12 protein-coding genes are annotated in these 11,729 nt (G+C 64.5%); 2 read left to right on the top strand and 10 right to left on the bottom strand.

Translation table 11 applies throughout. The features are described from left to right. Positions 1-57: 57 nt before the first annotated feature. From bhcC to bhcA, 3 genes are read right to left on the bottom strand one after another with little or no spacing between them, the layout of a single operon-like run. Positions 58-1,221 (bottom strand): 3-hydroxy-D-aspartate aldolase BhcC, encoded by a 1,164-nt coding sequence (bhcC, locus tag LHL23_RS19965; protein ID WP_226431248.1) that lies wholly within the window; start codon positions 1,219-1,221, stop codon positions 58-60. A 16-nt stretch (positions 1,222-1,237) separates the two neighbouring features. Further along, positions 1,238-2,206, bottom strand: coding sequence for a beta-hydroxyaspartate dehydratase BhcB (gene bhcB / locus LHL23_RS19960; RefSeq protein ID WP_226431247.1), 969 nt, complete (start codon positions 2,204-2,206; stop codon positions 1,238-1,240). After that, positions 2,206-3,396, bottom strand: a complete 1,191-nt coding sequence (gene bhcA / locus LHL23_RS19955; protein WP_226431246.1) for an L-aspartate--glyoxylate aminotransferase BhcA — start codon at positions 3,394-3,396, stop codon at positions 2,206-2,208. The genes bhcB and bhcA overlap by 1 nt, the downstream gene beginning before the upstream one ends. 198 nt (positions 3,397-3,594) lie before the next feature. Between bhcA and bhcR the strand changes: the two genes are divergently transcribed. Then, complete coding sequence (bhcR, locus tag LHL23_RS19950; RefSeq protein WP_226431245.1) at positions 3,595-4,410, top strand: HTH-type transcriptional regulator BhcR; 816 nt, start codon at positions 3,595-3,597, stop codon at positions 4,408-4,410. Positions 4,411-4,422: 12 nt separating this feature from the next. Here bhcR and LHL23_RS19945 read toward each other — a convergent pair whose 3' ends face one another. Next, positions 4,423-5,586, bottom strand: a complete 1,164-nt coding sequence (locus LHL23_RS19945; protein ID WP_226431244.1) for a glutathione S-transferase N-terminal domain-containing protein — start codon at positions 5,584-5,586, stop codon at positions 4,423-4,425. Between the two features lie 263 nt (positions 5,587-5,849). On the opposite strand from LHL23_RS19945, the gene LHL23_RS19940 reads away from it, so the two are divergent. Continuing rightward, positions 5,850-6,218 (top strand): winged helix-turn-helix transcriptional regulator, encoded by a 369-nt coding sequence (locus tag LHL23_RS19940; protein WP_226431243.1) that lies wholly within the window; start codon positions 5,850-5,852, stop codon positions 6,216-6,218. 66 nt (positions 6,219-6,284) lie between these two features. Here the strand turns inward: LHL23_RS19940 and LHL23_RS19935 are convergent, their stop codons facing one another. From LHL23_RS19935 to LHL23_RS19910, 6 genes are all read right to left on the bottom strand, one after another. Then, the gene (locus LHL23_RS19935; RefSeq protein WP_226431242.1) at positions 6,285-7,115 is read right to left on the bottom strand and encodes a bifunctional allantoicase/(S)-ureidoglycine aminohydrolase; all 831 of its coding nucleotides are present in this window, start codon (positions 7,113-7,115) and stop codon (positions 6,285-6,287) included. A 125-nt stretch (positions 7,116-7,240) separates the two neighbouring features. Next, the gene (gene modC / locus LHL23_RS19930; RefSeq protein WP_226431241.1) at positions 7,241-8,323 is read right to left on the bottom strand and encodes a molybdenum ABC transporter ATP-binding protein; all 1,083 of its coding nucleotides are present in this window, start codon (positions 8,321-8,323) and stop codon (positions 7,241-7,243) included. Then, positions 8,323-9,027, bottom strand: coding sequence for a molybdate ABC transporter permease subunit (gene modB, locus LHL23_RS19925; protein WP_226431240.1), 705 nt, complete (start codon positions 9,025-9,027; stop codon positions 8,323-8,325). The genes modC and modB overlap by 1 nt, the downstream gene beginning before the upstream one ends. Further along, positions 9,024-9,827 (bottom strand): molybdate ABC transporter substrate-binding protein, encoded by an 804-nt coding sequence (gene modA / locus LHL23_RS19920; protein WP_226431239.1) that lies wholly within the window; start codon positions 9,825-9,827, stop codon positions 9,024-9,026. The genes modB and modA overlap by 4 nt, the downstream gene beginning before the upstream one ends. Positions 9,828-9,932: 105 nt before the next feature. Beyond that, complete coding sequence (locus tag LHL23_RS19915; protein ID WP_226431238.1) at positions 9,933-10,496, bottom strand: chemotaxis protein CheD; 564 nt, start codon at positions 10,494-10,496, stop codon at positions 9,933-9,935. 25 nt (positions 10,497-10,521) lie between these two features. Beyond that, entirely contained in the window at positions 10,522-11,463 is a 942-nt protein-coding gene (locus LHL23_RS19910) for a CheB methylesterase domain-containing protein (RefSeq protein ID WP_226431296.1), read from the bottom strand. Between the last annotated feature and the right edge of the window lie 266 nt (positions 11,464-11,729).

Raw genomic sequence — 11,729 nt, 5'->3', positions numbered from 1 at the left:
ACAAAAAAGCCGGCGGAGGGCGGCATGCGCACCTCCGCCAGTTCGGGGATGGTTCGGTCAGTAGGCCTTGCCGCGGGCCGAGACGGGCCATACGGTTTCAACCTTGCCATTGCGCACACCGACGTACCAGTCGTGCACGTTGGCGGTCGGGTCGCAGTGGCCCGGCACCAGGCGCAGCTTGTCGCCCACTTTCAGCGCGCCGTTCGGGTCGGAGACCACACCGTGCTCATCCGAGCATTTGATGTATTCCACATCGTCGCGGCCGAAGATGAAGGGCAGGCCGCTGTCCACGGACTGCGCCTTGAGGCCGGCATCCACGATGGCCTTGTCGGCCTTGGCGTGGCTCATCACCTGAGTGTAGAGGAAGAAGGCGTTTTCCCACTCGCCCTGATCGATCCGGTTGCCGTCCTTGTCCAGGATGCGGCCGTAATCGGCGTCCATGAAGGCGTAGGAACCGCACTGCAGTTCGTTGTACACGCCGGAGTTCGATTCAAAGTAGTAGGAGCCGGTGCCGCCGCCGGAGACCAGTTCGCACTCGATGCCTTCGGCCTTCAGCCCTTCAACCGCATCGGCCACTTGCGCGATGGCGATGTCCAGTTTGGCCTTGCGGTCCTCGTAGCTGTCCATGTGCTGCATGGCGCCCTGATAGGCCTGGATGCCGGAGAACTTGAGGTTTTCTGCCGCGTTCACCGCCTTGGCGATCTCGACAACCGCCTCAGTCGTGGTCACGCCGCAGCGGCCTGCGCCGCAGTCGATCTCGACGAACACTTCCAACTCGGTGCCGTGCTTTTGCGCCGCTGCCGACAGGTCAGCCACGTTGTCCAGGTCGTCAACGCAGACGATGGTGCGGGCGCCGAGCTTGGGCAGGCGGGCCAAGCGGTCGATTTTGCGCGGGTCGCGCACCTGGTTGGACACCAGAATGTCCTTGATGCCGCCGCGGGCAAAGACCTCAGCCTCGGACACCTTCTGGCAGCAGACGCCAACCGCGCCGCCCAGTTCTTCCTGCAGCTTGGCCACGTCCACCGACTTGTGCATCTTGCCGTGCACCCGGTGGCGCATGCCGTGCGCCTTGGCATAGTCGCCCATCTTCTTGATGTTGCGCTCCAGCGCGTCCAGGTCGAGGACCAGCGCCGGGGTCTGGATGTCAGCCTCGTCCATGCCCGGGATCGCCGGGACGTCATAGCCGACTTCAAGTTCTTCGAATTTGGTCTGTGCGTTCATGTTTCTATTCCCCAGTTTAGCTGTTCATCCAGGGCAGCTTGTCGAGGTCGACATTGCCGCCGGTGACGATCAGGCCCACGCGTTTGCCCGCGAAGGCGTCCTTGTTTTTCAGAATGGTGGCGAGCGGCACCGCAGAGGACGGCTCCATCACGATGCGCAGGTGCTTCCAGATCAGCTTCATTGCATCGATGATTTCCGCATCGGACGCGGTGTAGATCTCGCTGACGTGGTTGCTGACGAAGTGCCAGGTCAGCTCTTTCAGCGGCACCAGCAGCCCGTCGGCAATGGTCTTGGGCGCATCATCGGCGATGATGTAGCCCGCCTTGAAGCTGCGGTAGGCATCATCGGCCTGCTCCGGCTCCGCCGCGATCACCTTGGTTTCGGGCGCCAGAGTTGACAGCGTCAGGCAGGTGCCGGAGATCATGCCGCCGCCGCCGATCGGGGCTACAACCATGTCGAGGCCGCCGGTCTGCTCCACGAATTCCTTGGCACAGGTGCCCTGCCCCGCAATCACGCGCGGGTCGTTGTAGGGATGCACGAAGTCGCCGCCGGTCTCGGCCTGCACCTTGGCAAAGGTCTCCTCGCGCGAGCTGGTCGAGGGCTCGCATTCGGTGATCCGCCCGCCGTAGCGGCGCACGGTGTCCTTCTTGGCCTGCGGCGCGGTGCGCGGCATGACCACGTTGCACGGGATGCCGCGCAGCATCGCCGCGTAGGACAGGCAGGAGGCATGGTTGCCCGAGGAATGCGTGGCGACGCCTTTCTTCGCCTGCTCTTCGTCCAGCCCGAACACTGCGTTGGTGGCGCCGCGTACCTTGAAGGCGCCCGGTTCCTGGAAGTTCTCGCATTTGAAGAACAGTTCGGCCCCGGTCAGTTCATTCAAGTAGTCCGAGGTGCGCACCGGCGTGCGGCGGATATGGGGCTGGATGCGCTCATGCGCAGCCAGCATGTCCTCATAGGTCGGGATATACATAGCGGTATCCTTCATCAGGCGGCAGCCTTGGCGCTGTTGGCAGTGTTGCCGCGGTAGTAGTCCTGCGCAGCAGCAACGCCGGAGCCCAGCTGGATGTTCAGGCCCAGGTCGGCCATGACCATTTCGGCGGTGGCGATGCCCGACAGCGCCATCACATCGGTCAGGCTGCCCAGGTGGCCGATGCGGAACACCTTGCCCGCGACCTCGCCCAGGCCGGTGCCAAAGGCGACGCCGTATTTCTCGGCCGCCAGGCTGACGAACTTGTTGGCGTCAAAGCCGTCCGGCGTGCGGATGGCGCTGACGCTGTCGGAGTAGACGTCCGGCGACACGGCGCACAGCTCCAGCCCCCAGGCGCGGACCGCGGCGCGGACGCCCTCGGCAATCCGGTGGTGGCGGGCAAAGACATTCTCCAGCCCTTCATCCAGCAGCATACCACAAGCCATGTTCAGACCGTTCAGAAGGCCGACAGAGGGCGTGTAGGGATAGGCGCTGTTGGCATAGCCATTGGCCATGTCCTTGATATCAAAGAAAGTGCGCGGCAGAGTCGCGGTCTCCGCCGCCTTCATCGCCTTGGGCGAGAAGCCGACGATGGCCAGGCCCGGCGGCAGCATGAAACCCTTCTGCGAGCCGGTAACGGCGATATCGACGCCCCATTCATCCATCCGGAAGTCCATCGAGGCGATGGAGGACACGCCGTCGACAAACAGCAGCGCCGGGTGGCCTGCGGCGTCCAGCGCGCGGCGGACGGCGGCGATGTCGGATTTAACGCCGGTTGCGGTCTCGTTATGGGTCGCCAGAACCACCTTGATCTGGTGCGATTTGTCGGCGGTCAGGATTTCCTCGTAGCGGTCCGCAGGCAGGCCCTCCCCCCAAGGGGTTTCAACCACTTGGACGTCCAGACCGTGGCGCTGGCACATGTCGATCCAGCGGTGGCTGAACATGCCGTTGCGGGCGGCCAGGATCTTGTCGCCTGCGTTCAGCGTATTGGTGATCGCGGTTTCCCAGCCGCCGGTGCCGGTCGACGGGAAGACGAAGATCTCGGCGGTTTCGCTTTTCAGAACCTTCTTCACACCGGCCAGCGCCGGGTGCAGGATCTGGCCGAACAGCGGCGAGCGGTGGTCCAGCGTCGGCATGTCCACTGCCTTGCGCAGTGCTTCGGGCATATTGGTCGGACCGGGGATGAAAACCGGGTTTTGAAAGCTCATGTCGTGCCCTCCTGTGGCGATTTCCTCCACTGTAAGGGGAAGCCGCCCGTAGGGGAACTTTTTTGAAAAAAGCTTTCAAAAACTGAAAAAATGGCGATTTATGACATAATTTCAAAGGCTTTAGTTTTTTCACTGTACAGAATCCATTTTCAGTTTTATCGATAAGCTGCTGCTTGAATTGCCTAGAAAGACCTGAAAATGTCCCAGCCGCCGCGCCGCAAGGGCCGCCCCAAAAGCTTTGATTCCGCCAGCCAGCCGGCCACCATCCAGTCGCTTGACCGGGCGCTAGACGTGCTGGACGCGCTGGCCGGCGCTAGCGGCATGACACTGACGGAACTTTCCTCTGCGCTCGATCAGTCGGCGGCCACTATGTACCGGGTGCTGGCGACGCTGGAGGCGCGCCGGATTGTCGAGATGGAACCGCAGTCCCAGACCTGGCACATCGGCGCGATGGCGTTCCGTCTCGGCTCCGCCTTCCTGCGCCGCTCCAGCGTGATCGAACGGGCGCGGCCGGTTATGCGGGAGCTGATGGAGGCCACCGGCGAGACATCGAACCTCGGTATCGAACGCGGCGGCGACGTGATGTTCGTGAGCCAGGTAGAAACCCATGAATCGATCCGCGCCTTCTTCCCGCCCGGCACCACCTCCCCGATGCATGCCTCCGGCATCGGCAAGGCGCTGCTCAGCTGTTTCGGCGAGGACCAGCTGGCCCGCTTCCTGCGCGGGCGCACGCTGGAGCGGTTCACGGAGAAAACCCTGACCTCCGCAGATGCTTTGCGCGAAGATCTGGCGCAGATCCGCAGGCGCGGCTGGTCATTCGACGACGAGGAAAAGGCGCAGGGCATGCGCTGCGTCGCGGCGCCGGTCTTTGGCATGCAGGGCGAGGTGCTGGCGGGGATTTCCATCTCCGGCCCCACTGCGCGGATGCCCGATGGCGGCATCGACGGCATCGGCGCCCTGGTCAAGGACGCCGCGCAGAAACTGTCGCAAGGGATGGGGGCGCCGCCAGCCTGACGCCCTCTGCCCCTAGAGCTGTGTTTTCTCTGCCGCGCGGTGCGGAGTGCCCTGACCGGTGTCCAGGAACGCCTTTAGGCTTGAAACGAAGAAATGGTCCCAGCCGGCCTCGCAGATGTCGTAACAGAGCAGGCTGGGTCTGAGGCCTTCATGCTCGAACCGGATGCGGCAGCCCTGCGGATCCGGGAAGATCCGCCAGATTGCACGTGTGCCAAGCCACTCTGTCCGGATCTCGCCGGGCTGCCCTTCGTGCAGGTGCAGCGCCTCGACGCATTCGAGCTCGACAAGTTCGCCGGGAACAAGGCGCTTGGCCTCGAAGGTCCAGAAGGAGCGTCCCGGAGGAAAGGTGAACCTGGCGCGGTCGCCGGGCTGCAGAATGGGATTGTCCGGCACAGTCCACCAGTCCCCGAACCCCTGCGTCAGGGCATGAAACGCCTGATCGGGCGTGGCGGCGGCGGAAATGCTGCGCTTGTAATTCCGCGCGGCAGGGCTGCTGCTCTGCTCGTTCCAGTGCGGCGGCAGGGTTTCGGCCATGCCGGGCAGCGCGCTCATCCGCTCCTTCCAGTCCGCCAGACGGGGGTAGTGATCGGGAGGGAAGCCGAACCCAAGCCTTTCCATCACCTCGTGGCGTGTTTCGACGGCCCTTTGAATCAGGCGGATTTCCGGAAATGCCACCGCGTCTGCGGCGCTCGGCGCAGCCCCGGCCAGATACGGCCTGCTGTCCAGCAACCTTTCCAGCCAGCGGCACTCCCTGTGCAGGGCCTCCGCCGCGGTCTTCAGCGCTGCTTCTTCAGGGCTGCCGGGGGCCGGAGAGATGCGCTGCACCAGGACAGGCGCAAGCACCGCATGGCAGGCATCGCGCAGATAGCTGCTTGCTTCCATCGTGATCTGCCAGATTTCCGCAGCTTCTTCCGGGGTTGCGCCAAACAGCGGTCGCTCCGGGAAAGCCCGGTCGAGCCAGGCAAGAGCAGCGATGGAATCCCGGATAACGCAGCCGCCGGATTCGAGCACCGGGACCGTGCCGCGGGGATTGAGCGACAGGAAGGGTTCCGACTTGTGCTCGCCGTCCGATGCTGACAGCACGTTCTGGTTCCAGCTCAGCCCCTTGAGCGCCATACCCGCGAGGACCCGCCAGGCACGGGGTGCGCCGCTGATCGTGTGAATCGTGAGTGTCATGCTGTGCCTCCTTCGGATGCCATGTGGCGGTGCGGCAGCTGGTGCCGGGCAGCCCCGCTGTGTCCCTTAGGAGGATAGTGAATGCTAATTAATTGAAAAGTAGGCAGAAATTTCGCACTTAGTCAGGAAAACGATACTATTGGCTGGCCTTCGCCTGGCTGCTTTCAATCTTCATTCCAGCTGTTTGGGAACCAATACTCTGATTTTTCTCGAAACTTCGTGAAACGGAGTTAGTATGATTTTCGTACCAAGGAGGATTTGCGATGAACGCCGAACCGCCGGAAAAATTCCCGTCCACTCAAGCTGGCAAGACATTTGGCAAGCGCTGCCCGATGCCGGAGATTGCTCAGCTCATTGGCGGCAAGTGGAAGCTGATCATTCTTCAGGTGCTGATTTTTCAGGGAACCAAACGGTTTGGCGAGCTGAAGCGTGAAGTTGAAGGCATCACCCAGACCATGCTCACCAGCCAGCTGAGGGCGCTGGAGAAAGACGGCCTTGTCAGCCGGGAGATATTTCCCGAGGTTCCGCCGAGGGTGGAATACACGGCAACCGCCAAGGCCCTAGCCCTGACAGACATGTTCCATGCAATGCATGCCTGGTGGGTTCTTCAGAACAACGAACAGGCCAGCTGACCTGAGGGTCAGCTGGCCTTTACCGAAACAGCCTGATGCTAGAGCGGGCGGGTGCTCCCCTCCCCCTCAGCGCAGCGGCGCCAGCGGCATGTGGCGGTTCACGTCCTTGTAGAGCAGATAGCGGAACTTGCCCGGGCCGCCCGCATAGCAGGCCTGCGGGCAGAAGGCGCGCAGCCACATGTAATCGCCGGCCTCGACCTCGACCCAGTCCTGATTCAGCCGGTAGACCGCCTTGCCCTCCAGCACATAAAGCCCGTGCTCCATCACATGGGTCTCGGCAAAGGGGATAACCGCGCCGGGCTCGAAAGTGACGATGGTCACATGCATGTCGTGGCGCAGGTCATTGGGGTCCACGAACCGTGTGGTTGCCCATTTGCCCTCGGTTTCCGGCATCGGGGTCGGATCGACGTGTTTGTCGCTGCTGACAAAAGCCTCCGGCGCATCCAGCCCTGCAACCGGCTGATAGGCTTTGCGGATCCAGTGGAAGCGGACCGGCGCGCCGCTGTTGTTGCGCAGGCTCCAGCTGGCCTGCGGCGGCAGGAAGGCATAGCCGCCCTCCTCCATCTCATGCACAGTTCCGTCGATTGTCAGCGTCATTGATCCTTGGACCACGAACAGCACTGCCTCGGTGCCCGGCTCGGTTTCCGGACGGTCGCTGCCGCCGCCCGGCTGCACCTCGGCGATGTACTGCGAAAAGGTCTCGGCAAAGCCGGACAGGGGCCGCGACAGCACCCAGAAACGCGCCTTGTCCCAGAACGGCAGGAGGCTGGCCACAATGTCGCTCATGGTGCCCTTGGGGATCACCGCATAGGCCTCGGTGAACATGGCGCGGTCGGTCAGCAGCTGGGTCTGCGGCGGCAGCCCGCCTTCCGGCGCGTAATAGGATCGTTTTGTCATCGGCTGCCTTTCCTGCTGAAGTGCTGCCCCATTGATACCCGCCTGCCCCGCGCAACCGAACTTATTTCCGTATCAAGAATGCTTGAAGGATTGTTTCGAAATTTTTGAAGACACGGCTGCCGGTCCTAGCCGCCGCCGATATCCTCTGGCGCGATGGAGACAGTTTTGACAATGGCAAAGCACTCCGCCCCGGTGCACAGCCCCAGCGCCTGCGCCGACCGGCGGGTGACTCGGGCCAGCACCCGGCCCGCGGGCGTGGTCAGCGAGACCATGGCGCCCGGGCCGCCGCCGGTACGGAGGTGCTCCACCGTGCCCGGCAGGATATTGAGCGCCGACAGCCCTTCCGGGCGCTGGCGCGACAGGATCACCTCATGCGCAGAAATCCGTACCCGGACCACGCTGCCGGGTGCCTTGGCGATCTGCGGCAGGAAAAGGGGCACGCCGCCGGCGTCCAGCTCAGTCAGCCCGTCGCTGTGATGCCGGGCCACCCGCGCTTGCAGCAAGGCGCCTGCCGCGCGGACGCCTGCGGGCATCACCGCGGGATCGCCCAGAACCTCTGCCGCGGTGCCCTGCCGCTGCACCCTGCCGTCCTGCAGCACAACCACGGTGGTTGCCAGCCGGGCAACTTCGGCGGCGGAGTGGCTCACGTAAAGCATCGGAATGCCGATCTCGTCCCTCAGCCGCTCGAAATAGGGCAGGATCTCTGCCTTGCGGGCCTCATCCAGGGCCGACAGCGGTTCATCCGCCAGGATCATCCGCGGCGCGGCCAGCAGCGCCCGGCCGATGGCGACCCGCTGCTTCTCGCCGCCTGACAAGTGCCCGGGACGGCGCTGCAGCAGCGGGCCGATGCCCAGGAGCTCCACCACCCGGTCCAGGCTTTCGCGCTTGGCAGCCCGCGGCGCGAACCATTGCCCGAACGCCAGGTTCTGCCGCACTGTCAGATGCGGGAACAGCCGCCCCTCCTGAAACACATAGCCCATGCGGCGCTTGTGCGGCGGCAGCCATTGCCCGCGGCTGGTGTCGCACAGCACCTCGCCCTCCAGCGCCACCCGCCCCTGATCCGGCCTGAGCAGCCCGGCCACCGCCTGGATCACCGTCGTCTTGCCGGTGCCGGAGCGGCCGAACAGCACGGTAACGCCCGGCGGCGCCTCGAACTGCACGTCCAGTCCGAACCCCGGCAGCGCATGTTGCAGCGACACGGTCAGCATCAGCGCCCCCCGGCCCGGTCAGCGGCCCGGCGCGCCAGCAGTTCCGACAGCAGCAGCGCCGTCAGGGCGATTGCGATCGACACCAGCGTCAGCCGCAGCGCCGCGGTCTCGCCGCCCGGCACCTGCAGGAACGTGTAGATCGCGGAAGGAAGCGTCTGGGTCTGCCCGGGAATGCTGGAGACAAAGGTGATGGTGGCGCCAAACTCACCCATCGCCTTGGCAAAGCCCAGGACCACGCCGGCAATCAGCCCGGGCAGGATCATCGGCAGGGTGATGGTGGCAAAACACATCAGGCGCGACGCGCCGAGGGTGGCGGCGGCCTGCTCAAGCTTGGGGTCCACGGCCTCCACCGACAGGCGGATCGCCCGCACCATCAGCGGAAAGGCCATGATGGCCGCGGCCAGCGCCGCGCCGGTCCAGCGGAAGGCAAAGACGATGCCGATCTGCTGCAACGCGCCGCCGACCGGTCCCTTGGTGCCGAACAGCATCAGCAGCAGGTAGCCGGTCACCACCGGCGGCAGAATGAGCGGCAGGTGCACCAGGCTGTTGACAATCTGCTTGCCGGGAAACTGCCAGCGCGCCAGCGCATAGGCCACAAAGACCGCCAGCGGCAGCGCCGCCAGGGTGGCCCAGATTGAGACCCGCAGCGACAGCATCACTGCCTGCCATTCATCGGGTCCCAGCCATGCTGCCTCGGCGCTCACGGATCCGGCACTCCAAACCCGTGCTGAAGGAAAATCTCTTGTGCAACCGGGCTGTGCAGATACTCCAGAAACGCGGCGGCTTCAGCAGTTTTGCCGCCGGACACCGCGGCAGCAGGATAGATCACCGGCGGATGGCTGGAGGCCGGGAAGACTGCAATCACCGTGACGGCAGGGCTTGCCCGGGCATCGGTGGCGTAAACCACCCCCATCGGCGCCTCGCCGGAAGCGACCAGCGCAAGGGCCGCGCGCACATTGGCGGTCTGGGCCACCTTCGGTGCGACTGCCGGCCACTGTCCCAGCGCCGTCAATGCGGCCTTTCCATAGATGCCCGCAGGCACCGCATCCACTAGCGCCATGGCGAGGCGGCTCTCGCCCAGCAGCCCGGCCAGATCGGCGGTTTCCAGATCCAGCGGAGGCACCCCGCTGCCATGGGCAATCAGCACCAGGCGGTTAACCAGCAGGTCCAGACGCGAGGTTTCATCGATCAGGCCCTCCTTCTGCAGCACATCCATCCAGCCGGGATTGGCCGAGATGAACACGTCCGCCGGGGCGCCAAGCTGGATCTGGCGGGCCAGTGCGGGGGAGCCTGCATAGGAGAGCGCGACGTCCCGGCCGGTGCCCGCCTCGAAGGAGGCTGCGGCCTCATCCAGCGCGGTCTTGGTGCTGGCGGCGGCAAACACGGTTATACCGGCCCGGGCCTGGCCGGCCAGGCCCAGAGTCAATACCCCGGCCGCAGCAAGGCTCCGCCAGAAAACCGGCGAAGCCAATGAATTCAAGAGTGAAGCCAAGTTTGCGCTCATGTCCCCTAAGGGACTACCCCTGCCGGCCGGTGCGGGCAAACAGTATTTCTTACGGCGCCCTCAGCGGCGTGCCGGACCGGACGCGGCGCCACAGGCGCCGGCAGGTCAGAACAGATCGACGACGCCTGCGCTTGCGGCCGCCGGTGCCGGGGCGGGTGCCGGGCGCGCAGCGGCGCGCTGCTCCAGCTCGCCGAGCCTGCGGTCGCCCTGGACGTGGGTCTGCTGCGCCGCGCCGGAGCAGGGGTGGAAGCGGACCCGCCGCGCCGAGGTGCCGCCAACGCTGGAGGAAATGCAGGGGATGCCCTCATCCCGCAGGAACCGCTGGACAAAATCGGCATTGGCTGCCCCGATATCCGACAGGTTAGCCGACATCTTGGCGCCGCCGAACACCTTGGCCTTCAGGTTGGAGCGGATGGCGCCCTTCTTGAGAATCCCGTTGATCAGCAGTTCCATCGCGTGGATGCCGTAGCGGGCATTGGCTGCGCCGCCCTCGCGGGCGTTGGCCAGCAGGAAATGATTCATCCCGCCCACACCATTTTCCGGATCGTAAATGCAGGCCGCGATGCAGGAGCCAAGAACCGTGGAGAACATGGTCTTCGGATCCGTGGTTACCCGGTATTCCCCTTGCAGAACCGTCACGGATTTCGAATTGGCGAAAACAGTAGTCAAAGTCAGGTTCCTTCCTGCGGTTCGGTCAGGCCTTGCTGGCCTGGAGTAGAGTGCTGGCCATGCGGGCCAGGGACACTTGCTGCTGGGCGGCGCCGATTTCCCAGGCAACCCGGGGCATGCCGTAGACAACCGAGGATTTCTCATCCTGGGCAAAGGTCATGGCACCGGCCTTGCGCAGTTCCAGAAGCCCCCGGGCACCGTCCTGGCCCATTCCGGTCAGGATGCTGGCAACAATGTTCTTCCCATGTGGCACGGCAGAGGTGAACAGAGCGTCAACAGAAGGCGTGTGGCCGGAAATATCCGGCCCTTCCTTCATCCGCAGGCGCAACGGCTTGCGGCTGCTCAGCCCCATGTGGCGGCGCTGGCCGGCAGCGATGTAGACGTGCCCGGGCTCCAATGCGATGCCGTCTTCGGCGGCACGCACACGGGCCGGGCAGATGCGGTCCAGCAGCGACACCAGGCCGGTGCCGAAGTTCTTGCCGGTGTGCTGCACGATCAGGGTTGGCGGGCAGTCGAAGGGGAAGCCGACCAGCACGCTGCGCAGCGCTTCCACCCCGCCGGTCGAGGAGCCGATCAGTATCAGTTTCTTGCTGCCGGCGGCGGCGGCCGGGCGGGCGGGCGATGCGCTTGCCGCGGCCCGGGGGCTGCGGCGCGGCGCATTGATCATCATGTCGAAGTACTGGGCGAACTGGCTGGGGTGATCGGACTTTGTCAGCTCGAAGATGCCCGCGCCGACATCCAGCAGCGGCGAGGATTTGCGGGCCGGCGTGGCGCCCTGGGTATCCATCACGGAGACCCAGCGGGTATCCATGGCGGAAAACAGCGCCATCATCATTTCAAATTCGGGCAGCTTGGTGAACCCGTCTTCCACAAAGGCAAAGACCGGCTGCGCAGCCTCTGCCTGGTTGTAGGCCATCATCAGATTGTTGGCCAAAAGCACTTTCATGCCGGGATAGGCGGATTCCATGTAGCCCTGCAGCGTGCGGGCAAAAGTGCGGTCCGTCGTAATGATCAATAAGTTTTGCGAAGACAATGGGTTCCCCAGTCAAATTGCAGTGCCGATGAGAATTGCAGGCACAGGTTGCCATAGTCTGAAGGCGCCGCAGATTTCGCCGCGGCGCCTCCGGTGAATGTTCAGAAGTCCTGCCAGAGATCGCGGGCGGCGTTGCCGTTCGCGGCGGCGGCGGGGGCCGGGCTGGCCTCGATCTGCCAGTCGTCCTCGCCGTGCGCCGA

Origin of the sequence: Leisingera sp. McT4-56, assembly GCF_020514995.1 — a bacterium.
In the GTDB taxonomy this organism is placed as follows: domain Bacteria; phylum Pseudomonadota; class Alphaproteobacteria; order Rhodobacterales; family Rhodobacteraceae; genus Leisingera; species Leisingera aquaemixtae_A.
This window is presented reverse-complemented; position numbering and strand designations above follow the sequence as displayed.